Annotated in this window: 21 protein-coding genes and 1 pseudogene; 12 read left to right on the top strand and 10 right to left on the bottom strand. The window is 62.0% G+C overall.

Annotated features, from left to right (window positions below):
* Positions 1–927: 927 nt before the first annotated feature.
* Positions 928–1,085 (bottom strand): annotated as a pseudogene (locus PQR53_RS19125) (transposase); the annotation flags it as partial.
* A gap of 165 nt (positions 1,086–1,250) precedes the next feature.
* Between PQR53_RS19125 and PQR53_RS19120 the strand changes: the two are divergent.
* The 4 genes from PQR53_RS19120 (at position 1,251) to PQR53_RS19105 (ending at position 3,829) form a co-directional block, all read left to right on the top strand.
* Complete coding sequence (locus tag PQR53_RS19120; RefSeq protein WP_408456922.1) at positions 1,251–1,817, top strand: chromate transporter; 567 nt, start codon at positions 1,251–1,253, stop codon at positions 1,815–1,817.
* Between the two features lie 2 nt (positions 1,818–1,819).
* Entirely contained in the window at positions 1,820–2,398 is a 579-nt protein-coding gene (locus tag PQR53_RS19115) for a chromate transporter (protein WP_408456919.1), read from the top strand.
* 193 nt (positions 2,399–2,591) lie between these two features.
* Positions 2,592–2,885 carry a DUF1330 domain-containing protein gene (locus PQR53_RS19110; protein ID WP_408456916.1) on the top strand — a complete coding sequence of 98 codons (294 nt, stop codon included), beginning with the start codon at positions 2,592–2,594 and terminating at the stop codon, positions 2,883–2,885.
* Between the two features lie 230 nt (positions 2,886–3,115).
* Positions 3,116–3,829, top strand: coding sequence for a phosphonate utilization associated transcriptional regulator (locus PQR53_RS19105; protein WP_408456913.1), 714 nt, complete (start codon positions 3,116–3,118; stop codon positions 3,827–3,829).
* Between the two features lie 74 nt (positions 3,830–3,903).
* On the opposite strand, the gene PQR53_RS19100 is transcribed toward PQR53_RS19105, so the two are convergent.
* From PQR53_RS19100 to PQR53_RS19080, 5 genes are all read right to left on the bottom strand, one after another.
* Positions 3,904–5,292, bottom strand: coding sequence for an FAD-dependent oxidoreductase (locus PQR53_RS19100; RefSeq protein WP_408456910.1), 1,389 nt, complete (start codon positions 5,290–5,292; stop codon positions 3,904–3,906).
* Between the two features lie 107 nt (positions 5,293–5,399).
* The gene (locus tag PQR53_RS19095; RefSeq protein ID WP_408456907.1) at positions 5,400–6,530 is read right to left on the bottom strand and encodes a 2-aminoethylphosphonate--pyruvate transaminase; all 1,131 of its coding nucleotides are present in this window, start codon (positions 6,528–6,530) and stop codon (positions 5,400–5,402) included.
* A gap of 35 nt (positions 6,531–6,565) precedes the next feature.
* Positions 6,566–8,293: a putative 2-aminoethylphosphonate ABC transporter permease subunit gene (locus PQR53_RS19090; protein WP_408456904.1), complete on the bottom strand. Its 1,728-nt coding sequence runs from the start codon at positions 8,291–8,293 to the stop codon at positions 6,566–6,568.
* Positions 8,290–9,381, bottom strand: coding sequence for a putative 2-aminoethylphosphonate ABC transporter ATP-binding protein (locus tag PQR53_RS19085; protein ID WP_408456901.1), 1,092 nt, complete (start codon positions 9,379–9,381; stop codon positions 8,290–8,292). Before PQR53_RS19085 ends, PQR53_RS19090 begins: the two co-directional genes overlap by 4 nt.
* A gap of 116 nt (positions 9,382–9,497) precedes the next feature.
* Positions 9,498–10,553, bottom strand: coding sequence for a putative 2-aminoethylphosphonate ABC transporter substrate-binding protein (locus PQR53_RS19080; RefSeq protein WP_408456898.1), 1,056 nt, complete (start codon positions 10,551–10,553; stop codon positions 9,498–9,500).
* Positions 10,554–10,780: 227 nt separating this feature from the next.
* Between PQR53_RS19080 and phnA the strand changes: the two genes are divergently transcribed.
* The 8 genes from phnA to PQR53_RS19040 all read left to right on the top strand — a co-directional run bounded on the left by phnA (position 10,781) and on the right by PQR53_RS19040 (position 20,783).
* On the top strand, positions 10,781–12,016 hold the full coding sequence (gene phnA, locus PQR53_RS19075) for a phosphonoacetate hydrolase (protein WP_408456895.1): 1,236 nt from the start codon (positions 10,781–10,783) through the stop codon (positions 12,014–12,016).
* A 14-nt stretch (positions 12,017–12,030) separates the two neighbouring features.
* Complete coding sequence (gene phnY, locus PQR53_RS19070) at positions 12,031–13,485, top strand: phosphonoacetaldehyde dehydrogenase (RefSeq protein ID WP_408456892.1); 1,455 nt, start codon at positions 12,031–12,033, stop codon at positions 13,483–13,485.
* A gap of 254 nt (positions 13,486–13,739) precedes the next feature.
* Complete coding sequence (locus PQR53_RS19065) at positions 13,740–14,708, top strand: AraC family transcriptional regulator (protein ID WP_408456889.1); 969 nt, start codon at positions 13,740–13,742, stop codon at positions 14,706–14,708.
* Between the two features lie 147 nt (positions 14,709–14,855).
* Complete coding sequence (locus PQR53_RS19060; RefSeq protein ID WP_408456887.1) at positions 14,856–15,908, top strand: ABC transporter substrate-binding protein; 1,053 nt, start codon at positions 14,856–14,858, stop codon at positions 15,906–15,908.
* 101 nt (positions 15,909–16,009) lie between these two features.
* Entirely contained in the window at positions 16,010–16,840 is an 831-nt protein-coding gene (locus tag PQR53_RS19055; protein ID WP_323044500.1) for an ATP-binding cassette domain-containing protein, read from the top strand.
* A complete protein-coding gene (locus tag PQR53_RS19050) occupies positions 16,837–18,120 on the top strand; it encodes a sugar ABC transporter permease (RefSeq protein WP_408456883.1) in 1,284 nt (427 codons plus the stop codon). Before PQR53_RS19055 ends, PQR53_RS19050 begins: the two co-directional genes overlap by 4 nt.
* 231 nt (positions 18,121–18,351) lie before the next feature.
* Positions 18,352–19,080, top strand: a complete 729-nt coding sequence (locus PQR53_RS19045) for an SDR family oxidoreductase (RefSeq protein WP_408456880.1) — start codon at positions 18,352–18,354, stop codon at positions 19,078–19,080.
* Entirely contained in the window at positions 19,077–20,783 is a 1,707-nt protein-coding gene (locus PQR53_RS19040; protein WP_408456877.1) for an FGGY-family carbohydrate kinase, read from the top strand. The genes PQR53_RS19045 and PQR53_RS19040 overlap by 4 nt, the downstream gene beginning before the upstream one ends.
* Before the next feature lie 22 nt (positions 20,784–20,805).
* On the opposite strand, the gene PQR53_RS19035 is transcribed toward PQR53_RS19040, so the two are convergent.
* The 4 genes from PQR53_RS19035 to PQR53_RS19020 form a co-directional block, all read right to left on the bottom strand.
* Positions 20,806–22,674, bottom strand: a complete 1,869-nt coding sequence (locus tag PQR53_RS19035) for a TRAP transporter large permease (protein WP_408456874.1) — start codon at positions 22,672–22,674, stop codon at positions 20,806–20,808.
* 3 nt (positions 22,675–22,677) lie between these two features.
* Positions 22,678–23,679 carry a TRAP transporter substrate-binding protein gene (locus tag PQR53_RS19030; protein WP_408456871.1) on the bottom strand — a complete coding sequence of 334 codons (1,002 nt, stop codon included), beginning with the start codon at positions 23,677–23,679 and terminating at the stop codon, positions 22,678–22,680.
* Positions 23,680–23,825: 146 nt separating this feature from the next.
* Positions 23,826–24,860 (bottom strand): Gfo/Idh/MocA family protein, encoded by a 1,035-nt coding sequence (locus PQR53_RS19025; protein ID WP_408456869.1) that lies wholly within the window; start codon positions 24,858–24,860, stop codon positions 23,826–23,828.
* 17 nt (positions 24,861–24,877) lie between these two features.
* A complete protein-coding gene (locus PQR53_RS19020) occupies positions 24,878–25,726 on the bottom strand; it encodes a phosphoenolpyruvate hydrolase family protein (RefSeq protein WP_408456867.1) in 849 nt (282 codons plus the stop codon).
* Between the last annotated feature and the right edge of the window lie 5 nt (positions 25,727–25,731).

The raw sequence follows: 25,731 nt of genomic DNA, 5'->3' as shown, positions 1-25,731 counted from the left end.
AAGGACTGCGCTGGGGGAGCGCTGTAATACGGATCGTCTTCGAGCGGAAACGTCACTATCATGAAGCGGGGATTCCTTGATGAAAAAAGTCAGGCCGTGCTACCCGGGCGCACGCCTTAGCCGGAAAACGGGAAGAATTCCGGGGTGAACGTGCCTTGCCGGAACTCTGTTATGGACCCAGCCCAATCAGGCCGAACACCGCACCACCGCCGCCCAGATCCGCCTGAACTCCGTGCATCGTTGCGTAGCCGTCATCGACCATTCGCTCATTGAGCAATTCCCCGACACGCGACCGGACAGGAGCCCTCGAGTCAGCTGCTTTCAACTTTGTCGACTCCTTTGTCGACTCAATACACGCTTGCGCCGGATACGGCATCCAAACAGGCTGATTATTCGCATTCGATTAACTGATGGCGATGGAGTTGGATCGGAAATTACATGTTTAATAGCACGAAGAACAACCGGTCGCCCATTAAAGCAGATATATATTAATCTTGATCACCCTGCATTTTTAATGAGATAAAATATTTAGAGCAATCATTCCACGACGAACCCGGTCATAACGGCAACCTTGCTGAATCGCCAATCTTTATTAAAATCAATGCAATAGACCATCTCAAGATATCTTTAGATGGCAGCATAAAATAGTTTCCAAAGACACAAATTGACAATCAAAGACAATTTTTTACCACACCAATCATTGACACAATATTTGCGAGCTGGCGATAATCCATCGCCCGAGATACCTCGATGAAACTCACACGATAGAAGCGCACAACATTAACCTATATATTTCGGTTAATTTGATTATGTCTGCCCGGCCGTGCAACAAAGAAATCCACTGCGGCATTGCTGCACTGAGCGAATTAGCCGTATCGGCATAAATAACGAAATACAAACACGCTATAACGATTTCACGGCAGGGGTCTGCTGGTACACCAGCTCCCACAGCGGAAAGTCATTGGGTAGCATCCGCCAGGGCGCTGCGGCGCGCTGACGTCCATTAGCGTCAGACAGGGTGCCGCGAAGCCCCATTCTTCGTCGGACACATCAGTCGGGTAGCCTTTGCGGTTTGCTCTTTTCATGCCACCAGAAGACCAGGTCCGACAGAAAGTGCCTGACACGCTAGCCGCAATCGGCGTCCGGAAGCAAACCTCCGGTTGTTATAATTTTCCAGCCACACATGAGCCGACCCGCTCGTCAGGGGCAACCATTTCGCCCGCCATACGTCAATCTGACTAGAAGATTCGATGTCCAAACAACTTGCTAACACGAGTCCACCGCCCACCCTCTCCGGGCTATTCTTCATATTCAGCCGTATTGGGCTCACCAGCTTCGGCGGCGGGCTGAGCGGGTGGCTATTGCGCGAATTCGTCCAGGATCGCGACTGGATCAGCGAAGAAGACTTTCTGAACGGCCTCGCCATTTCGCAGGCCCTGCCGGGCATCAACGTCAAAAACATGGCGATCTGGATCGGCCACCGGCTGCTCGGCTGGCGCGGCGCGCTATTGGCGGTGGCCGGCATCATTATCCCGCCCGCCATTTTCATCATCATTCTCGGCACGGTTCTCAGCCGTTTGATGCAGTTCCCACTTGCTCACGTTCTGCTTGCAGGGGCCGCCGCCGCGGCTACCGGCCTGTCGCTGTCAATGGGTGTAACCACCGCGCGCCGCGTGCCGCGCAGACTCCTGCCTCTGCTTTTTCTCGCGGGCACCTTCGTCGCGGTCGGCATATTGCGGCTGCCGCTGGTGTGGGTCGTGATAGGCGCAGGCGGCCTGAGCGTGCTGTTCGAATACCTCAAACTGCGCAAAGCCTAGCCATGTCGAATCGCATTCTTCTTCAGCTTGCGGGGATCTTCGCGCCGCTCTCGCTCGTGACCATCGGAGGTGGCCAGGCCATCATTGCCGATATTCAACGGCAGGTCGTGGACGTGCATGGGTGGCTGACCCACGCCCAGTTCGGCGTCGACTTTGCCATTTCGCGCATGGCGCCCGGCCCCGGCTCGCTGCTGGCCACCTTGATCGGCTGGCAGATCGCGGGTTTCTGGGGCGCTGTCGTGGCAACGCTGGCGTTGCTCGGCCCAACCGGCATTCTGATCTACGGTGTGACGCACATCTGGACACGTTATCAGGGTGCGGCGTGGCAACTGGCGCTCGAACGCGGTTTGCGTCCCGTGGCGTCCGGCATGATCCTCGCTGCCGGCTGGGTTCTGCTGAAGTCGCTCGACGGCGGCCTACCGGCCATAGCGATTGCCCTCGTTTCCGTGGCGGTGCTGCTCAGCACTCGAATCAATCCGTTGCTTCTGTTGCTTTGCGGCGCGTTGCTGCTGTTCGGCATGTCCGAGCTCGGCGGCAGCCTCCCCGCCATGCTTCAGGTGCACATGGCGAGTCAGACCTAGCGCCCGCGAATATCCCGCGATAACCGCCGTACGTCGATAGAACGATCGGCGCGCTGGCTCGCGGCCTCATGACCGGGCCACGCACAAGACGGCCGTTTCGTCGGTCAATGCGCAAGTCCGATCGATGACATAATTCCCTCGACGTTGCTTGCAACGCAACCACTCCGTTCACGCCGCAAACAAGGAGATTCACATGAGCAAGGGATATTGGGTAACCGCATACCGCGCAACTAAAGACCCGGCGAAACTCGCCGCTTACGCACAGCTGGCACCAGCTGCCGTGGCAGCCGCCGGCGGCAAATTCCTCGTGCGCGGAGCAGCCGAGGAGGTTCGCGAGCAGGGCTTGAAGGAACGCACTGTCGTGATCGAATTCCCCACTTACGAACAGGCCGTTGCCGCATACGATAGCGACGCCTACAAGAAAGCGCTCGAGGCTCTCGGCGACGGCGTCGAGCGCGATCTGCGAATCGTGCGCGGCACCGACTGAGGCGGACTAGGCAACTGACGGCCCCGGTCTGAACTCCGCAGGCGCGCCATGCCGCGCCTGCAAATAACCTGTTGCGTTATACGACGGCCACACCGGCGCGAAACGGAACGCGCACGGCGCGTGCTACTTTCGACGCCACAGAGTTGACGATTGTTGACAATAAACAAGCTGCCGCGCTATGTTCAAAGAAGCCGACGTCCGTTATCCCATCCTCTGTCCAATCGCCGATCATGACCACGCCAAGCACGTCTAGCGCCATCGAATTGCTGCAACGGCATTCCCTCGCCACGCTGGTCCAGGAAACGCTCGAGCACAGCATCGTCTCAGGAGAATTCGCCCCAGGCGAGAAATTGAACGAAGTTGAGGTCGCCACACGCTTGAATGTGTCGCGTGGACCATTGCGCGAGGCATTCCGCGCATTGGAACAAGCCGGCTTGCTCAAGACGGAGAAAAACCGCGGCGTCACGGTGCGCGCGCTATCGCTACGCGAGGCCGAGGAAATTTATGAAGTCCGTGCCATGCTGGACGAGTCGGTCGCCCGCGCACTCGCCGCCCGGATGTCGCCCGAAACACTTGCCACGCTCAAAGGCATCATCACGGCGATGAAAGCCGCGAAGAAAGATCACGACCTCACGCGCTACACGGCATTGAACGTCCAGTTGCACGATGCAATGGTGGCGGGCGTCGGCAATCAGCATCTGATCGAAACCTATCGGCATCTCGTTCGCCAGCTTGGCTTGCTCCGCCAGGCCGCAATCGAATCGGAAAAGAGCGCTCTGGCGACGTCGGTCACGGAACACGAGAAGATCGTCAATGCGCTCGCCAAGGGCGATGCGGAGCGCGCTGTCACACTCGTGCGCGAACACCTCGCTCACGGCCTCGCGAGAATGCGGCACGCCCACGAGCACTGGGCCGCGTCCACAAGCAATACCGACAACAACTGAAATAGAGCCTCAGAGTCGGGCACGCGCCCCGTTGCCCAGTGACCCGCGCCGAGGGCCCCGGGCCGCCCGTCACACTACGCTTTATCCGACTTCCCGGCAGCATTGGCGAGCTTGCTGAGCAACCGGTCGACCAGCCACGGCTGCCTGTCTTCGTCTTCCGCGCGCTCCTTGCGCCGAATCGCGTCGCGCACGGTAATCGAGCCCACGAACCGGATCGGTTCAGGCGGGAAATAGCCCAACGGTCCATTCGTCAATGGACTGCGGGTCCATTCGTTGTCCAGTCCGAGCAGCAGTGAAGACAGGATCTGGCCGCCCATATAGGTCGGTCCAACACCGTTTCCGGAATAACCAAATCCATAGAGCACGTTCGGCGCGTCGTCGAGCCTGCCGAAAAAAGGAAAGCCCGTGACCGAGCGATCCGACGGACCGTTCCAGCTCGCCGTCACCGGCACGTCGCGCAACGCCGGGAAGAACTCGTGCAGGCCGCGCGTCAGATCGGCTTCATACGGCGAGCGCTGATCGAACACCGGCGCGATCCGGCCGCGCCAGGCGAAGGTATTGCCGCCCTTGCCGAGCATCAGCCGGCCGTCCGCCGTGCTGCGATAGTAGTAGACGAAGATGCGTGAATCGAGCACCGATACGCCATCTTTCAAGCCGATCTGTTGCAGCAGTTCCGGGCATTTCTCGGTGACGATCATGTCGCTCGAGACGACGGCAAGCGTACGCTCGAACTGCTTGAAACGGCTCGCCATCCACGCATTGATCGCCAGCACCAACCTGGGTGCCGTGACGGTGCCGGCCGGCGTGCGCACGCTCACGCGCTCGCCGGGAGTGAAGTCGAGCATCGGCGTGCGTTCGTAAATTCGAATCCCCATTTCAATCGCGACACGCCGCAACCCGCGCACGAGCTTGCCTGGATGAACCGTTGCCGCAACCGGCGAGTACACGCCGCCAAGATTGCGCGCCGAACCGGAACGGCGTGCCACTTCGTCCGGTGCGAGATGTTGATACGAATTGATGCCATGCTCACTCAGTGCGGCAATCACCGGGTCGAGCAGGCCGATTTGCGCGCGCGAGGTCGCGGTGTAGAGCGTGCCGTCGAGCCGAAGCTCGGCATCGACAGCGTGCTCGACGCAGAAGTCGCGAATCCGCCCCACCGCAGCTTCGGATGCTTTCACCAGCCGGATTGCTTCGGCCTCGCCAAACAGGCGCCGCAGTGTGAAGAACCTGGTCGACCACGTCAGCAGGCAACCGCCGTTGCGGCCGCTTGCGCCCGCGCCGCACAGGTCGCTCTCGATGATCACGATGTCGAGATCCGGTTTCTTCTGTTTTGCCTGAATGGCGGTCCACAATCCGGTGAAACCGCCACCGACAATGCAGACATCGGCCGTCGCCGCGCCTTGCAGTGCGGGTGCCAGTGAACCATCGGCAAAGAGTGCTTGTTCAATCCAGAACGGACGCATGAATGGCCCTCACTAATAGAACGGTTTAACTCAACACGGCAAACAGGAAAGACCTCTCCCCGCTCCAACGGAAAGAAGCCTTCGCGCGTGAACAGGATCAGTCCAACTCAGGCCAATGCTCCCGCCGATACCCGCGTGATCCTCATTGCCTTCAACGTGTCGGCAATCGCGGCGAGCGCGCCGGGAATGCCGGATTCGCCGAAGTGGCCCATACAGCCGACACGGAACGTTTCCAGTTGGGTCAGCTTGCCTGGATACAGGATGTAGCCACGCTTTTTGACTTCCTGATAGAACGTCTTGAAGTCGTAGTTGGGGTCCTCGGGGGCATGGAACGTGACGATGATCGGCGCCTGGATCGCCGGGTCGAGAAAGGTTCGAAAACCGAGGGCGGCCATGCCTTCGATCAGTGCCCGGCAATTGCTTTCATAGCGTGCGCCGCGCGCTTCGAGACCGCCCTCTTCCACGTATTGCGCGATCGCCTGATCGAGTGCCGCGACGACGTGCGTGGGCGGCGTGAAGCGCCACTGCGTCGTGCGGTTCATGTAGACCCACTGATCGTACAGATCCATCGCAAGCGAAGGGCTGTTGCCCTCGCACTGTTCCAGCGTGCTGCGGCGGATGATCACGAAGCCCATGCCCGGCACGCCTTCAAGGCATTTCCCGGAGGCGGCCACGACGGCGTCGAATGGCGTTTCGCGGGCGTCGATATCGATTGCGCCGAATGAACTCATCGCGTCGATGATCAGACTGCGTCCATGCTTCGCGACAACCGTGGCAATTTCATGCAGCGGATTGAGCACCCCGGCACCGGTTTCGCAATGCACGAGCGCGACGTGCGTGATGCTCGGATCGGCGGCCAGCACGCGCTCGACGTCGGCCGCTTTGACCTGCCTGTCTTCCGGATAGTCGAGCGTCTGATGACGACGGCCGAGCGCCCTGCAAATCTTCGCGATCCGCTGGCAATACGCGCCGTTATTCGGCACGAGTACATGTCCATCGCGGGGCACGAGCGTGCCGAGCGCAGCTTCGACCGAAAACGTGCCGCTGCCCTGCAACGGCACGCACTCATGCGTGCCTTCGCCATGCACGATGCGCAGCGTCTGCTGGCGGACACGGGCGGTGATCTGATTGAAGTCGCCGTCCCACGATCCCCAGTCGCGCAGCATCGCCTGACGCGTGCGCTCGGAGGTCGTGAGCGGACCGGGTGTGAGCAGAATGGGCTGGGAGGGCAGGTTCACAGTAGCTCCTTATAGATCTTGACGAAGAACTTGATTCAGCCACGGCGCGACGTGCGCCATGCCTGGGTTTTGCGCAATACGCCATGGGACACGCAGGCAAACAGCACGCAGGCGAACGCCGCCGTGACGAGCACGAGGGTGGCCATCGCCGCGGCCGGTCCAATCTGTCCCGCGTCGTCGAGATTGAGAATGGCGACGGAGGCCGGCTGCGTATCGGGTGAATAGAGAAACGCGACCGCCGACACCGTCGTCATGCCGTTGACGAACAGATAGCGCGCGATCTGCAGGATCGAGGGCAGGCACACAGGCACCGTGACGCGCAAAAACGTCTTGTAGAAAGGCACTTTCAGCGAAGCCGAGACCGCTTCGAATTCGTTGTCGATCTGACGAAGGGCGGTAACCGCGGTGAGATGGCTTGACGAGTAGTAGTGCACCACCGTGACGATCGCGAGCAGCGCGAGCGTGCCGTAAAGGCCGTTCAAAGGGTTGGCGGGCGAGTTGAACAGAAAGATATAGCTGATGCCGAGCACGAGACCCGGCACACCCATCGGCAGGATTGCGCACAGATTGATAAAGCCGCGCAACCAGCGCGGCCCACGCGTCTTTTCGACGAGATACGCACCGCCGAACACGATGACGGTGCCGCCGATCGCCACGCACGCGGCCATTTTCAGACTGTTCTTGTACGCGTCGAAAATCCCGGCGCCGATCAGTCCCATCTTGTAGTGCTGTAAGCCGAGACTCATCTGATACGGCCAGAACTTCACGAACGAAGCGAACACCGAGATGCCGACAACAGCCAGCAGCAACAGGCAGACCATTGCGCAGTACCCGAGCATCGCCATGTCGAAGCCACGCGCGGGCTTCGGTTGATAAGGCGTCGAACGCGCGCCGAGTTGCGATTGCTGCTTGCGCCGAATAAAAAAGTCGACGGCGAATGCAACCAGCGCCGGACAGAGCAGCAGCAAGCTGACCACCGCACTCCGGTTGAAGTCCTGCAAGCCGATGATCAGCTTATAAATATCGGTGGAGAGCACCGAATAAGGTCCGCCGATCACCACCGGCACACCGAAGTCGTTGATGCAGATCGTAAACGACACCATCGTCGCGCTGATCAGACCGTACTTCGCGCCCGGCAGGGTGATCGTGAAAAACTTGCGCGCGCGGCGTGTGCCCATCGCTTCTGCCGCTTCGTATAAGCGTCCATCGGAGAGCGACAGCGCCGTCACGAGAATCATCAGCACATGCGGAAATGCGGCGTAGACGAGACTGCATACAATGCCGGGCAGCCCATAGATCGAATGCCCGTGAAGCCAGGGTTTCAGAATACCGGAGTTGCCGAACCAGTAGATGAACGACACCGCGGACAGCAGCGTCGGCGCGAGCAGCGGCAGCAGCGCGACGGTGCGCACGGCGTTTTTCATCGGCATACATGAACGGGTCAACGCGTACGCGAACGTAAAAGCCATCGGAATCACGATCGCCGTCACGAGACAGGCAACCGTGACCGAATGCAGGGTCGAGGTCCACACGCCTGAATCCACCAGATAGCCCGTGAAGTTGGCAAGCCCGACGAAGTGACCATCCGCATCCACGAAACATTTGCCGATCACCAAAGCAAGTGGCAACAGCAAAAACACGCCGAGAAACGCGGACATCAGCACGAGCGCCAACTGCGCGATCCGGTCATGCCAATGGCTCTTCTGGCGCACCTCGGCGTGAGCTTCCTCGCCGCTACGGCGCTCGATCAGAACGGCGCTCATTGCAGACGCTCCTTTGCGGCTGAAAAGACGCACACGTTTTCGCGGTTGATGGCCAGATTGAAGCGCGACCCCGGCTCAAGGCGGGTGCGATGCATTTCATGAAACGACAGATCGGCGACGACCTCCTGCTCGCCGAGCCCATCCACCTTGAAGCTGACCCGGCAGAACGCACCGAGGAATTCCAGTTTCTCGACGGAAGCGGGCAACAGGTTGTCCGCCTCGCTGCCCGGCGCGCTGAGGTGAATATCTTCCGGGCGCACGAACGCCGACACTTTCGAGCCCAGGGCCGCGTGCTCCGCGCCACACCCGTAGCGCAATGCGATGGAGCCCGCCTTGAGATTGCCGTCGTGCGTCACCTCCGCCGGAATCAGATTGACCTTGCCGATGAAATCGGCAACGAACGGCGACGCCGGCTCGCGATAGATTTCGTGCGGCGTGCCGATCTGTTCGATCACGCCTTGATTCATCACCACGATCCGATCGGCCATCGAAAGCGCTTCTTCCTGGTCGTGCGTCACCATGATCGTGGTCACGCCGAGCCGCTGCTGCAACTGGCGGATTTCCTGGCGCAGCCGCACACGCACACGCGCATCCAGCGCCGAGAGCGGCTCGTCGAGCAGAAGCAGCCCCGGCGAAGTGGCAAGCGCACGGGCCAGCGCGATACGTTGCTGCTGGCCACCCGACAACTGGTTCGGATGCTTGCGCTGCGCGTCCGGCAAGCCTACCAGGGCGAGCAGTTCATTCACGCGGTCGGCAATCGCCGCGCGCTTCATCTTGCGATTCACGAGACCGTAGGCCACGTTGTCGAAGATGGTCAGATTCGGAAACAGCGCGTACGACTGAAACACGATGCCGTAATCGCGAAGCTGAGGCGGCAGCCGCGAAATATCGCGGCCATCCTGCGTGATCTGGCCGGCGCTCTGTGTTTCCAGCCCGGCAATGATGCGCAACAAAGTGGTCTTGCCACATCCCGACGGCCCGAGAAAGCAAAGCATCTCGCCTTTCTTCACGCCAAGATTGATGTCCTCCAGAACCGGCGTGTCGTTGAACCGCTTATAGACCCGCTGCACGCTCAAATACGCTGTCATCTGCTCCTCCGCTTCCTTGCCCGCATGGCAGCGACGCACCGCCGCTGCGTCACCGCACCGTTGGGGGCCACGCAGCGCGCGCCCCCGCGCTCGTCAAGATCTGGCCGAAGCCGCTCTTACTTCTGCTCCTTGTTGCCGTAGCGCTTTTGCCAGTCGTCGAGAATCGTCTCGCGGTTCTTTGCGGACCATGTGAAATCGTTCTTCACGAGCAGTTCCGGATAGTTATCGGGGATGCCCGACAGTTTCTTCGCGACACCGGGGTACGCAACGATCGCCCACCATTGCGCGGTGATTTCATTGGCCTGTTTGCTAGCCATGAAGTCCGCGAGCTTTTTGGCCGCCTCCGGCTGCCTGGTCGTCTTCATGATGCCGGTCGCTTCCATGTCCCAGCCCAACCCTTCCTTCGGGAAGATCAGGTCGATGGGGGCGCCTTGCGCCTGCAACTCGTGTCCACGGAATTCGAACGAAATACCAATCGGAAATTCGCCGGTGCCCGCCAGCGTGCAGGGCTTGGAACCCGAATGCACGTATTGCGCGACGTTCTGGTCGAGCGCGTCCATATACGTCCACCCCTTGTCGCGGCCGAACGTTTGCAACCACGAGGTCACATCCAGATAGCCCGTGCCAGACGAGACCGGACTCGGCATCACGATCATGCCTTTATAGACAGGCTTGGTCAGGTCTTCCCATGACGTCGGCTTAGGCAGGTGGCGCTTCTCTGCTTCGACGCGGTTGTAGCAAACCGTCGCGCCCCACACGTCCATGCCGACCCAGTGCGGCGGCGTGTTCGCGTCGCTGTACTTGCGCGTCAGGCTGTCGAAGCCCTTCGGCGCGTAGGGCATCAGCATGCCCTGCAGATCGAGCAGCGTCAGGCTGGATGCCGCGAGCCCGAGCACCACGTCGGCCCGCGGATTGTTCTTTTCGGCGAGCAGCTTGGCAGTGACCGCGCCCGTCGAATCCCGCACCCAGCGGATTTCAATGTCCGGATTGGCCTTTTCGAACGCGTCTTTATACGGCTTCATCGCTTCGTCTTCGAGCGCCGTATAGACGAGCAACTGCGTTTTCGCGTGCGCGAACTGGACGGCGCCGAGCGTGACGGCGGCAGCCACCAGACAACGCAGCGCCACGTTCAGACGACCTCTGCCAGCTTTTAACCCCTGCTTTTCCTTCATTTCCAGACCCCTTGAGAAAGTGGCGTCGCGGCCAGCGACGAAAACGACCGGTGCTACGGGACCACAGCGTGTTGCAACCCTCCTGACGACCTGTGTTTGACGATTTGATCTTGTTGTCTGTTGTTGACAATCTACAAAGCATCAATTTTAATGTCAAGTATTGCCACACTTTGCCACATAACGCCTCACCCTCAACCCCGACTTACCCCTAGCCCAGAGGACATGTCATGAGCGAAACACCGGTTTCCATCGAAGTGAACGGTCGCAGCTACAACTGGATGCGCAGACCCGTGGTCGTGGTCTGCGTGGACGGCTGCGCGTATGAATATCTGGAGATGGCGGCGGCGGCGGGGGTCGCGCCCTTTCTGGGCAAGCTGCTGCGTCCCGGTACGTCGCTCAAGGGCGAATGCGTGGTGCCGAGCTTCACGAACCCGAACAACCTGTCGATCGTGACGGGCGTGCCGCCTGCTGTGCATGGCATTAGCGGCAACTATTTCTTCGATCGCGACAGCGGCGCCGAGGTGCTGATGAACGACCCGAAGTACCTGGTCGCCCCCACTGTGCTCGCCGGTTTCGCCGAACAGGGTGCGAACGTCGCGGTGGTCACGGCCAAGGACAAACTGCGCCGGCTACTCGGCAAAGGTCTGAAAGGCGTGTGCTTTTCGGCGGAAAAAGCCGACGAAGCGACGCTCGAGGAGAACGGCATCGACAATCTGCTCGAACTGGTCGGCAAACCGGTGCCGAGCGTCTATAGCGCGGAGCTGTCGGAGTTCGTGTTCGCGGCCGGCGTGCGGCTGCTCGAAACCCGCGACATCGACCTGATGTACCTCTCGACGACCGACTACGTGCAGCACAAGTGCGCCCCCGGCACCGCCGGCGCCAACGCGTTTTATCAAATGATGGACGGCTATCTGCAGCGGCTCGACGAGTTGGGCGCGATCGTCGCGGTCACCGCCGATCACGGGATGAATGCGAAGCACAACGAAGACGGCGAGCCCAACGTGATCTATCTGCAGGAGCGGTTCGACGAGTGGCTCGGCGAGGGCGCTGCCCGCGTGATCCTGCCGATCACCGATCCCTATGTCGTGCATCACGGCGCGCTGGGCTCGTTCGCGACGGTCTACCTACCCGCTTCGGCCGACCTCGAAGCCATGCGCCGACGGCTCGCGGCGGAGCCCGGCATCGAACTGGTGCTGACGGGCGCGGAAGGCTGTGCGCGCTTCGAACTGCCGCCCGCGCGCATGGGCGACCTGATCGTGATCTCAACGCGCGATGTGGTGCTCGGCACGCGGCGCATCAGACACGATCTGTCCGGCCTCGACGTGCCGTTGCGCTCGCACGGCGGCCTTGCCGAGCAAATCGTGCCGCTCCTGTTCAACCAGCCGGTCGCGAAGTCGGTCGGCGAGCGGGCACGGCTGCGCAACTTCGACATCATCGATATCGCACTCAACCACCTTCAATGATCGGGGAAACGGAAATGAACGCTGTGGCTGAATTGAAGGCTCAATGGCAGGTGCGTCACGAAGCGCTGCGCATTGGCGGTGAAAAAATCTTTCGCGATGAAGTAATCGAAGTCCGCAACCCTTATGATGGCTCGCTCGTCGGCACGGTGCCGAAAGCGACACTCGAGGACGTGCGCCGCGCGTTCGAATTCGCGCGCGCGTATCGTCCGGCGCTGACCCGTTATGAGCGCGCTGCGATTCTGCGGCGCGCCGCCGATGCCGTGCGAGCACGCACGGAAGAGATCGCCGCCCTCATCACGGCCGAAGCCGGTCTGTGCAAGAAGGATTCGATCTATGAAGCCGGCCGCGTCGCGGATGTGCTGGTGTTCGGCGCCGGCGAGGTTCTGAAAGACGATGGCCAGATTTTCTCGTGTGACCTCACACCTCACGGCAAGAAACGGCGCGTCTATACGCAACGCGATCCGCTGCTGGGCGTGATCTCCGCGATTACGCCGTTCAACCATCCGATGAATCAGGTCGCGCACAAGATCGTGCCGTCGATTGCAACGAACAATCGCATCGTCGTGAAGCCGTCGGAGAAGGTGCCGTTGTCATGCTATCTGCTGGCCGACATTCTCTATGAGGCGGGCTTGCCGGTGCAGATGCTGCAAGTGTTGACGGGCGACCCGCGTGTAATTGCCGACGAGTTGATCACGAACCCTGCCATCGATCTCATCACATTTACCGGCGGCGTCTCGATCGGTAAATCGATCGCTTCGCGAATGGGCTATCGGCGCGCCGTGCTCGAACTCGGCGGCAACGATCCGATCATCGTGATGGAAGATGCCGATCTCGACGAAGCCAGTTCACTCGCCGTGTCGGGCTCGTACAAGAATTCGGGCCAGCGTTGCACAGCCATCAAGCGCATGCTGGTGCACGAAGCGGTCGCCGACCGCTTCACCGAACTCGTCGTCGAGAAAACACGCGCATGGAAATACGGCAATCCGGCGGACAGTTCAGTCGACATGGGAACCCTCATCGACGAAGCGGCCGCGCAGTTCTGCGAACGCCAGGTCGACGACGCGTTGTCGCGCGGCGCCCGTCTGCTGGTGGGCAACGTTCGCGACGGCGCGCTTTACTCGCCGACGGTTGTCGACCGTGTCACGCCCGACATGCCGCTCGTCAAGTACGAAACGTTCGGACCGGTGTCGCCGATCATGCGCTTTGCGAACATCGACGAAGCGATCCGCATGTCTAACTGCACGGACTATGCATTGTCGTCGTCGGTCTGCACGAACCGCTTCGATTACATCACGCGGTTCATCACCGAACTGGAAGTGGGCAGCGTGAATGTGCGCGAAGTGCCGGGGTACCGGCTCGAACTCACGCCGTTCGGCGGCGTGAAGGACTCGGGACTCGGCTACAAGGAAGGTGTGCAGGAGGCCATGAAGAGCTTTACCAATACGAAGACTTACTCGCTGCCATGGTGAGTGCGAGGTGAGTTCGAGAAGCGCCGCGGCGCTTCTCGTCACGCATCCATTCCGCTCGCGAAGCCCAGCCCCCGCACTGCACAAAAATTGACTCCTGATACCCTACGGACTTACCCGAATGCAATAAAGTATTAGTTCGCGGTCTTATTTTCAGTGGCGGGGTAGCCGCGACAAGACTAACTTTCTCCCATGGCGAGGCGCAATATGGACGCTGCGAACCGCCAGAAAGCCGAACAGGCTCAGGAGGAAGACAGATGCCCACGACGCTGGCTGCCACGGCGCGTATCGATGCGCGCCACGCCAACATCGCCCAGCCGGATCTGGAACTGGTCGCCGTGCCGCGCGACGAGTCCTTCAAGGTCTGGTCGCACGGGTATCCCTATCGCACGGTGCGCTGGCACTTCCATCCCGAATACGAAATTCAGCTGATTACGTCGACGACGGGCAAATACTTCGTCGGCGATTACATCGGCAATTTCACGCCTGGCAATCTCGTGATGGTGGGCTCGAATCTGCCGCACAACTGGGTCAGCAATGTGCCGCATGGTGAGCATGTGGATGAACGCTGTCTGATTGTGCAATTCGATGCCGCATTCGTCACGCACGCGATCAAGGTTTTCCCGGAGTTCAGGCGCGTCGAGTCGTTACTCGATGCATCGCGCTGGGGTGTGCTGTTCGCATCCGAAACGGGTGTGGCCGCCGAACCGATCATGCGCGAGATGCTGGGCGCGAAAGGCATGCGGCGTATCACGTTGTTTCTTGCGTTGCTCGATTTGCTGGTGCAAAGCGTCGCGCCGGTGAAGCTGGCCAGCGCCGCGTATTGCGCGGACCCGGCGCGCTATGCCGAGACGCGCATCAATCACGTGCTGGCTTATATTGGCAAGAACCTGTCGCAGGAGTTGCGCGAAACGGAGTTGGCCGAACTCGTGGGACAAAGCGTGAGTGCCTTCTCGCGATATTTCCGCCGGCACACCGGCGTGCCGTTCGTGCAGTACGTGAACCGGCTGCGCATCAATCTCGCGTGTCAATTGCTGATGTCGGGTGAATTGAACATCACCGATATCTGCTATCGGGTCGGCTTTAATAACCTCTCGAATTTTAATCGCCAGTTCCTTGCCTTGAAGGACATGTCGCCTTCGCGATGGCGCGCCTATCAACAGCTCAATGCGGCGAGCGCCACTGAACCGCCTGACGCCGCGCGTGCTCCGGAAGCGTCGGGCTAGCGCAGGGCGTCGAGGAATGCCGCAAAGCGTGATCCGGACACTACGCGTCAAACAACGAACCACTCACGAATTTCAACAAGAAGCCTCACCAGCGGCTCAACCTCGGCAGCACTCGCGCCGGAATTTTTCTAAAAATGGAGACATTCGATGACCAGACGTTCGAACCACCTCATGGGCGCCAGCGCGCTGAGCCTGTTGATCAGCACCGCGGCATGGGCCGCGCCCAGCGGCACGGTCGCTTTTCTGATGCCTGACCAGGCGTCGACTCGCTACGAACAGCACGACTTCCCCGGCTTCAAAGCCGAAATGGGCAAGCTCTGTCCCGACTGCAAGGTGCTCTACCAGAACGCCAATGCCGACGTCTCGACGCAGCAGCAGCAGTTCAATTCGGTGATCGCGCAAGGCGCCAAGGTGATCGTCCTCGACCCGGTCGATTCGACGGCCGCCGCGTCGCTGGTCCACATGGCGCAGAACCAGGGCATCAAGGTGATCGCGTATGACCGGCCCGTACCCTCCACGCCGGCCAACTACTACGTGTCGTTCGACAACGAAGGCATCGGCAAGGCAATCGCGCAATCGCTCGTTCAGCACCTGAAAGAAACCAACGTGCCGACCAGCAAGGGCGGCGTGCTCGAAGTGAATGGTTCGCCGACCGACGCGGCAGCGGGACTGATCAAGAAGGGTATCCACGCCGGACTGCAGGGCAGCGGCTACAAGACGCTGGCCGAGTACGACACCCCCGACTGGGCGCCGCCGAAGGCGCAGCAGTGGGTCAGCGGGCAGATCACGCGCTTCGGCTCGCAGATTGTCGGTGTTGTGGCCGCTAACGACGGCACGGGCGGCGGCGCCGTCGCGGCGTTCAAGGCAGCCGGCGTCAATCCGGTGCCGCCCGTGACCGGCAACGACGCGACGACCGCGGGCTTGCAGCTGATCATCGCCGGTGACGAGTACAACACGATTCTGAAGCCGAGCGAGATCGTCGCCGCCGCAGCGGCGAAGGTGGCCGTCGGCTTCCTGTCCGGCCAGACCCCGAAGGGTGAAACAACGCTCTTCAACACGCCGGCGCAACTCTTCAAACCGGCGGTCATCACGGCGAAGAACCTCAAGGCCGAGGTTGTCGACAAGGGCTTCGCGAGCGGCAAGGAGCTGTGTACCGATCGCTATGCCGAAGGATGCAAGAAGCTGGGCATCACGTACTAAGCCGGCCCAAATGTGACGCAATGCGGTGCGAGCGCGCCGCGAAATCCCGGACGGACCCGGCGCATGCCGGGTCTCTCTACTCTCGATGAGGTATCCGTCCCATGACTGACAACTCCACAACACGGTCCAGACGTGGCGAACTGGTACTGAGCCTGCGCGGCGTCTCGAAGCACTTCGGGGCCGTGTCGGCCCTGACCGACATCGAGCTCGACGTGCACGCCGGCGAGGTCGTCGCGCTCGTGGGCGACAACGGCGCCGGCAAATCGACCCTGGTGAAGGTTCTCGCCGGCGTCCACCAACCCAGCGCCGGCACCATCACCTTCGGCGGTAAGGAAGTCACGCTGTCCAATCCGGGCGCAGCGCTCGATCTCGGCATCGCCACGGTGTTCCAGGACCTCGCGCTGTGCGAAAACCTCGACGTCGTCGCGAACATCTACCTCGGGCGTGAGCTGAATCCGGCGCGCCTCGACGAGGTCGCGATGGAAGTGAAGGCCTGGACGCTGCTGAACGAATTGTCCGCCCGCATTCCGAGTGTGCGCGACGTGGTCGCCTCGCTATCGGGCGGACAACGCCAGACCGTGGCGATCGCGCGCTCGCTGCTGCTGGACCCGAAGCTGATCATGCTCGACGAGCCGACCGCGGCCCTCGGCGTGGCCCAGACCGCCGAGGTGCTGAACCTGATCGAGCGGGTACGCGATCGCGGTCACGCGGTGATCATGATCAGCCACAACATGGAGGACGTTCGCGCCGTGGCGGACCGGATCGTGGTGCTGCGCCTGGGCCGCAACAACGGCGTCTTCTATCCGGACTCCTCGAATCAGGAACTGGTGGCCGCGATCACCGGCGCCACCGAAAACGCCGTGTCGCGCCGCGCCGGCCGACGCCAGGCGGAACAGGCCGAACAGGGCACCTCGACCAGGGAACCATCATGAGCAACGACATTCAAGGTGCCCCGCAGCCTGAAGCGCAAGGCGCGCCGCAGCCGTCCACACTGCTCGACCGCAGCGATAGCCGCGTCAAGCACGCCACTGGAGTGAGCGGCACCGTGGCCGCCTTCGTCGAACGGGTGCGCTCGGGCGATCTGGGATCGCTGCCGGTCGTCGCGGGCCTCGTCATCATCTGGACCGTGTTCACCAGTCTCAATCCGGTGTTCCTCTCGGCAGACAATCTGGTGAATCTGCTGTTCGACTGTTCGACGGTCGGCGTGATCTCGCTGGGTATCGTCTGCGTGCTGATGGTGGGGCAGATCGATCTGTCGGTGGGTTCGATGAGCGGCTTTGCTTCCGCGCTGCTGGGCATGCTGTGGGTCAATCACGGCTGGCCGGTGTTGCTGGCGATCGTCACGGCGCTCGTCGTCGGCGCGGTGGTCGGTGCTATCTACGCGTTTCTGCTCAACCGGCTCGGCATGCCGAGCTTCGTCGCCACACTGGCCGGGTTGCTCGCGATCCTCGGGATGCAGCTGTATGTGCTCGGCGCGACCGGGTCGATCAATCTGCCGTACGACTCGGCGATGGTGAACCTCGGACAACTCATCATCATCCCCGCCGTCGTCGCGTATCTCCTCGCGCTGGTACCGGGTGTCGTGATGCTGGTGATCGGGTTGCGCACGCGTGAACGCCGCCGCGCGTCGAATCTCTCGGCGCCCTCGGTGGGCAGTCTTGTCGTGCGGGCACTGGCCATCACCATCCTGTTGGAAGTGGTGGTGGCTTACCTTAATCGGGGACGCGGCGTGCCGCTGATGTTCGGCATCTTCCTCGGCCTCGCGGTTGCAATGGACTACGCACTCAAGAGAACGCGCTGGGGCCGGTCGATGCACGCGGTCGGCGGCAATCACGAGGCGGCGCGGCGGGCCGGGATCAATGTGAGCGCGATCTACACCAGCGCGTTCGTGTTGTGCGCCAGCCTCGCCGCGCTCGGCGGCGTGCTGACCGCAGCGCGGCTCGCCTCGGCCAGTCAGCAGGCCGGTACCGGCGACGTGAACCTGAATGCGATTGCCGCGGCCGTGATTGGGGGCACCAGTCTGTTCGGGGGGCGCGGCAGCGCGTATTCGGCGGTGCTGGGCATCATCGTGATTCAGTCGATTGCTAGTGGGCTGACGCTGCTGAACTTGTCGTCGTCGCTGCGGTTCATGATCACTGGGGCGGTGCTGGCGATCGCGGTGATCGTCGACTCGCTCGCCCGGCAGTCGCGTGTTTCGCATGGTCGGGCGTAGTTGGATCAGGACGGCAAGCAGATTACGTGAGATCGGAGTCGGCGCTGAAGCGCTGACTCTGGTCGACCGCAGAAAATTGCATGGGACCAAGTAAGCGCTGAAGCGCTAACTCTGGTCGACCGCGTTGCATGGGACCCGAGTAAGCGCTGAAGCGCTAACTCTGGTCGACCGCGTTGCATGGGACCCGAGTAAGCGCTGAAGCGCTAACTCTGGTCGACAGGAGAGCAGTCAATGAGTGAATCCATCAAGGGAAAAGTTGCCGCCATCACAGGGGCGGCATCGGGTATCGGCCTCGCGTGCGCACGCACGCTGATCGAGGAAGGCGCAAAAGTCGTTCTGATCGATCGCGCGCAGGACAAGCTCGAGCAACTGTGCGCAGAACTAGGACCGAACGCGCTGCCGCTAGTCGTGGACCTGTTGCAGCCGACAGAGGTATCCGCGATGCTGCCACGCATCCTCGGCGTTGCCGGCGGCCTCGACATCTTCCATGCCAATGCCGGCGCCTACGTCGGCGGCGAGGTGGTGGACGGCAATCCGGACGACTGGGACCGCGTCCTCAACCTGAACGTCAATGCCGCGTTCCGTTCGGTCCACACGGTGCTGCCACACATGGTCGCGCAACAATCGGGCGACATCATCTTTACGAGTTCCATCGCGGGCATCGTCCCGGTCGTGTGGGAGCCGATCTACACCGCTTCCAAGTTCGCAGTGCAAGCTTTCGTCCACACGACACGGCGCCAGCTCGCCAAGCATGGCGTGCGGGTCGGCGCGGTGTGTCCGGGCCCGGTCGTCACTGCGCTCCTCGACGACTGGCCGAAGGCGAAGATGGACGAAGCACTCGCCTCGGGCAGCCTGATGCAAGCCCAGGAAGTCGCCGATGCAGTGCTCTTCATGCTGACGCGGCCGCGCAACGTGACCATCCGCGATCTCGTGATTCTTCCAAACAACGTCGATCTATGACCTCAGCAAACCCGACCTCCGGCGCAACACCCAGCACGCGCGATCTGCGCTATGTCATCGGCGTGGACGTCGGCACGGGCAGCGCCCGGGCCGGCATTTTCGACCTTGCCGGCCGCATGGTGGCCTCGGCGAAACATGACATCACGCTGTTCCACGCGAGCGGCTCCATCGTCGAGCAGTCGAGCGCTGAGATCTGGAGCGCCGTCTGCCATGCCGTGCAAGACGCGCTGTCGCAGGCCACGGTGTCGCCCGATCAGATCGACGGCATCGGCTTCGATGCAACCTGCTCGCTCGTCGTGCTGGGCGAAGGGGGTCAGCCGTTGCCCGTGGGGCCCTCCGAGCAAGCGGAGCGCGACATCATCGTGTGGATGGACCACCGCGCCGTGGAGCAGGCGGAACGCATCAACGCCGCGGGCCACGAGGTGCTGAAGTTTGTCGGCGGCAAGATCTCGCCGGAAATGGAAACGCCGAAGCTGCTGTGGCTCCTCGAAAACAGGCCGAACGTCTTCGCGGCGGCATGGCAGTTCTTCGATCTGACCGACTTTCTGACCTGGCGCGCGACCGGCGATCTGTCCCGATCCACCTGCACGGTCACCTGCAAATGGACCTACCTGGCGCATGAACGGCGCTGGGACGAGAGTTACTTCCGGAGCATCGGCCTCGGCGTGCTGGCGGACGAGGCCTTCGCGCGCATCGGCCAGACCGTGGTCGACCCAGGAACGCCGTCAGGAAGCGGACTGACGGCCACCGCCGCGGCGGAGCTCGGTCTGCGAGCCGGAACGCCGGTCGCAACCGGCGTGATCGATGCCCATGCCGGTGGGATCGGCACCGTGGGCGCCAACGACGAACCCGAGTCCTGCCTCGCCTATGTCTTCGGCACCTCATCGTGCACGATGACCACGACCCGCAGCCCGGTCTTCGTGCCGGGGGTGTGGGGGCCGTACTTTTCGGCGATGGTGCCGGATGCATGGCTCATCGAGGGCGGCCAATCGGTAGCGGGTGCGGCGATCGAACGACTGCTTTCGATGCACCCGGCCACGCCCGACGCCCGGCGCCGCGCCGGGCACGAAGGCCAGTCCCTGCCGGTGATGCTCGCGGGCCTCGCTGTGCAGGCGGCGCAGGGGGTGCAAGTGGGTCAAGCGGCTCACGCGACTCAGCCTGCACCGGCAGCACAACCAACAGCCAGCCTATCGGCGGCGGCAACACTAGCCAACGGCCTCCATGTCGTCCCGGAGTTCCTGGGAAACCGCGCCCCCTTCGCCGACCCTCACGCAAGAGCCGTGATTGCGGGTCTCGGTATGGAGGACGACCTGAACAGCCTGGTCGCCCTCTACATTGCCGGCATCTGCAGCATCGGTTACGGCCTGCGCCAGATCATCGAAGCGCAGGCGACGGCCGGTGCACCGATCGAGCGGGTGGTGATCAGCGGCGGCGCGGGGCAACTCGATCTTGTTCGGCAACTGCTCGCCGATGCGACGGGCAAGCCGGTGCTCGCCACGCAGGCGGAAGAGCCTGTGTTGCTGGGTGCCGCGATGCTAGGCGGCGTAGCGGGCGGAAGTTTCGACGACGTTCGTTCGGCGATGGCCAGCATGTCGCGGATCAGCAAAACCTACGAGCCGGCCACCGGCAACATGGCAGCGCTGCACGAGGCGCGATATCGTGCCTTCGAGAAATTGCAGAGCGTGGCCAGAGAATTCCGCTAGCGCGCTGAGCATCCAAGAAATACTAAAGAAATCCAATCGAAATCCACGGTACCGCCGCCACGATAACCAAGCCCAGTCCCAGTACCAGCATATAAGCCACCATCGGCTTCATCCCCTCTTCCGGATTGATGCGATTGATCGCGCAAGCCGTGTAATACCCCACGCCGAACGGCGGCGCGAAGAGCCCCATGCCCATCGCGAGAATGGCGATCATCGCGTAATGCACGGGATGCACGCCGACCGTTTCGGCGATCGGAAACAACAGCGGACCGAACAGCACGATCGCGGGAATGCCTTCGAGCAAACTGCCCAGCACGATGAACAGCGCCATCGACGCAATCACGAAGGTCACCTTGCCGCCTGGCAATTGCGCGAAGAGACTGGCGAGATCGTCGGAGAAGCCGGACTGCGTCAGGCACCACGCCATGCTGGTCGCCGCGCCGATGATCAGCAGAATCGCGCCGGACAGCGCGGCCGTTCCCACCAGGATCGGCCAGACGCGCCGCACGTCGAAGCGGCGATAAATCAGCAGACCCGCCAGCACGGTATAGACAATGCCGATCGTCGATACTTCCGTCGCGGTCGCCACGCCTTCGACCACGGCGAGGCGAATCACGAAGGGCAATGCAAGCGCCGGCAGCGCGATCCAGAAACTGCGCAACAATTGGCGCGGCGTGGGCCGCACGCCGCCCTGCCCCGCTTCATGCGTCACGTGACGATGCCGCCACCACACCAGCGCGCACAGCATCAAGCCGACCACGAGGCCCGGCAGCAAACCGCCCGTGAACAGCGCGCCGATCGACACGCTGGTGACCGAACCGAGAATGATCAGCACGAGGCTCGGTGGAATCGTTTCGGTTTGCGCGGCGGTCGCCGAGAGCAACGCGACGAATTCACCGGGTTGCGTGCCGCGCGCCTTCATCTCCGGGTACAGCACCGGCGCCAACGCCGCCATGTCCGCCGACTTCGAGCCGGAGATACCCGACACCAGATACATCGCGCCGACGAGCACGTACGAGAGACCGCCCGGTATATGCCCCAGCAAGTTGGCAAGAAAAGCCACCAGCGCTTTCGCCATGCCGGTCATTTCCATCAACATGCCGAGGATCACGAAGAGCGGCACCGCGAGCAGCACGATTTGCGACATGCCCTGGTCCATCCGGCTCGCCATCACCAGCAAGGGCAGATGCGTGGCAATCGCCAGATAGCCGAACGACGCAAGGCTGAACGAGAACGCAATCGGCACGCCCGAAAACACGCACAGCCCCACCACGCCGACGAAGAAAACCACCAGATTCCAGCTGCCGATGCCGAGCAGCACCGGTTGCAGCAGATAAAGACCCAGCCCGACCGCGCCGCTCAGCGCGATAGCGGCTAGCACCGGCCGCCAATGCTCCAGCCGGGCGAGCTGAAACAATGAACTCGCGATCATCAGGCAGATGCCCGTGGGCATCGCCGCCGCTCGCCAGGCATTCGAAATGTTGAGCGCCGGGTCGGTCAGATTGGCTTCGTCGATCGCATAGTCGAGCGCCGCTCCGCAGACAAGGACGAGGAACGCCAGCGGCGCGATCAACGCCAGGGCGCGCCAGAAAGCCTGCCAGGCCGGCGGCGCCGCGCGAACGAACGCGGCCATGCGCATATGTTCGTTGCGCTGGAACGCGATCACCGCGCCCATCATCGCCAGCCAGAGGAACAGCAGCGACGCGAGCGAATCGGACCACACGAGAGAATGACGAAACACGTAGCGCGACACCACGCCGATCAGAAGCAGCACGATTTCCGCGGCCACCAGCAAGCCCGCGGTGCCTTCGGTGAACAGCACGAGGCCGCGCTCCAGCGAGCCGAACAGATGCTGCAGCTTGAGCCGGTTCTCAGTCAGAACAATACGCATGGTTCACCCCAGCGGACCGCTATATTTTTCGAGCAACGCCCAGGCTTGCGGGCCGAATTTCTCGCGCCATTCCGTGTAGTAGCCCGCCTGTTTGAGCTTGTTGCGAAACAGCTGACGATCGGGATTGATAATCGTGATGCCCGCCTTCGTCATCTGGTCCGGGATGACCGCGTCCACTTTCACCATGTCGTCGCGTTGCGCGAGCACCGAGCGCGTGAATTCCTCGGTGACGATGCCCTGCAGATCTTTCGGCATGGCCGCCCACATGCGCTGATTGCCGAGAATCCAATAACCGTCCCACATGTGGTTGGTCATGCTCAGGTATTTCTGGATCTCGTACAGCTTCATCGCGTAGAGCAACGAGGGGTAGTTTTCCGCGCCATCCACCACCTTCGTCTGCAAAGCCGTGTAGAGCTCGTTGATGCTGATGGGCGTCGGGCTCGCGCCCAGCGCCTTGAATTGCGATACCCACATCGGGCTGATCGGCACGCGAATCTTGAAGCCTTGCAGGTCGTCCGGCGACTTGATGGGCTTGTTGCTGATGATCTGCCGCCAGCCGCCTTGCATCATCGCCGGAATGGCGAACAGGCCGACCTTTTCCATCTGGCCGCGCAGATAGGCACCCACGTCGCCGTCGAGCGCCTTGAAGGCGTCGGGCGTGTCCTTGAGGCCATAAGCCAGCCCCGGCAATGCGCAGGCAGGCACGAGCGGCACCGCCAGTTGCGACGACGACAGGAAAAAATCCAGCGAGCCGCTGTGCACCTGATTGAGCATGTCGCTGCCCAACTGGCTATTCGGAAACAGGTTCATTTCAACGCGCCCGTTCGTCCGCGTCTTGATCCGTTCGCAGGCCTCCTTGACCCGCACATTCATCGCGTAGGCCGGCGGCGTGTCGCTGCCGATCTTGATCCGGTACTCGGCCGCGTGCGCAAAGCGCGCCACCAGCGGCGCGGCAAGCAGCGCAACGCCGCTTTTCAATACGAGACGACGAACTGGCTTGTTCATGATCCGCACCCTCCCTTTACCTGCTCTGTAGCTGCTCTGTAGCTGCTCTGTAGCTGCTCTTTGACTGCTCTTTGAATGCTTGCGCCGGCATGTCCGGCTGGTACTGCATGTCTCCGTTCTTTTCCGCCGATGCGACTGGCTCGACGCTACGGTACCGCGTCCATCGGTTGCGCATCTTCAACCGCGCCCGGCAGCTCCACGGTCTGTCCGCTGCGAAATGCCTGATGCACCGCGTCGAGCGTGCGCATCAGCCGGATGCCTTCAGCCGCGCTCACCGAGTGGTTCGGCTGCCCGGTCATGGCGAGCGCGAATTCGCGGAACTGCCGCTCGAATTCGACCGCTTCGTCGAGGTAGTGACGCTTCTCGTCATCGCCTTGCGCGACCAGCAGATCGCCGTTGAAAGTCAGTTGGGTGTCGTTCTCGATTACGGCCGTGCCGCGTTCGAACACAAGCACTTTGCGATTCTCGACGGGCCGCTGGTTGAACGACAGATGCAGCGATGCGAGACGCTTGCCCGGATAGGCGAGCAGCATCATCGCTTCGTCTTCGCCAGCCCAGAAATCGTTGCGGCGCACGGCTTCGGCATGCACGCGCAGCGGATCGTCACGCATCACCATTTGCACGAAATCGAGCACATGTGGGCCGTTTAACGCAACCACGAGGCCGCTCGCCTTATCGGCTTCACGCCACCATGCGGCCTGCGCGTCGGGCCAATACACGCCGAGGCTGACCTGCGCGGAAATGAGTTCGCCGAACTGCGTCTGATGCTCTGCCAGATAGCGGATCGCCCGGAAATGACGCCGGCATTGCGCAACGGCAAGGACCACGCGATGCTCGCGCGCGGCTTCGGCCATCGCGCGGGCATCCTCCGCGGTGTCGGCCATCGGCTTTTCAACCAGGATGTGCTTGCCGGCGCGCGCGGCCTGGATCGCCACCGGCCCGTGCAGATGATTGGGCAGGCACACCACGACCGCGTCGATATCGCTGCGTGCGAGCGCCGCCTCCACGCTATCGAGGGCGACCTGAGCGCCGTAGCGTGCCGCAGCTTCCTGCGCGAGGCGGATGTCGCTGTCGACCGTTGCAATCAACGTCGCCAGCTCCGGCTGCGACGACACCGCGGCGAGATGCGAACGCGAAATGCGCCCGCAACCAACCACCGCAATTCCTGGCAAACCGCTCATACGGCCCTCCTCGTCAATCACTCACCTTCCGACCCATCGCGCGAAATCGCCTTGAACTCCTTCGTGCGCTGCGTCAACGCAATCTCCGTCGGCAAGCGCTCCATCGAACTCGCCCCATAAAAGCCGTGGCACGACGGGCAGGATCGCAACACGTACGCCGCATCCTCGGGTGTCGAGATCGGGCCGCCATGACACAGCACGATGATGTCGCTGCGCACCTGCCTCGCGGCCCATGCCCACGCCTCGATCAGGACCGGACACTCCTCCAGCGCCACGCCGGTTTTCGCGCCGATCGCGCCGCCGCTCGTGAGCCCCATATGCGCGACGATGATGTCGGCGCCGGCTTCGGTCATGGCCGCGGCCTCGTTCGCATTGAACACGTAGGGCGTGGTCAGCAGATCCTTGCGCCGCGCCATGCGAATCATCTCCACTTCGAGCGCGTAACTCATGCCGGTTTCTTCGAGGTTCTGCCGGAACGTGCCGTCGATCAGACCCACGGTCGGGAAATTCTGCACGCCGGAAAACCCCATCTGACCGAGTTCGTCGAGCAACCTGTCCATATCGGCGAACGGATCGGTGCCGTTCACGCCGGCGAGCACCGGCGTATGTTTGACCACCGGCAAGACCTCGCGCGCCATGTCCTTGACGATGTCGTTCGCGTTGCCATACGCGAGCAGCCCCGCCAACGAGCCGCGCCCCGCCATCCGGTAGCGCCCCGAGTTGTAGATGACGATCAGGTCGATGCCACCCGCTTCCTCGCATTTGGCCGACAGACCCGTTCCCGCGCCGCCGCCGACAATCGGCTCACGCCGCGCGATCATCTCCCGATAGCGTGCAAGCAGAGCGGTTCTTTCGAAACGTGGCATGGTGT

The sequence above is a fragment of the Paraburkholderia fungorum genome (genome assembly GCF_046027605.1).
Lineage (GTDB): Bacteria > Pseudomonadota > Gammaproteobacteria > Burkholderiales > Burkholderiaceae > Paraburkholderia > Paraburkholderia fungorum_F.
Note: the sequence above shows the minus strand (reverse complement) of the source record. Positions and strands in the feature narration are given on the sequence as shown.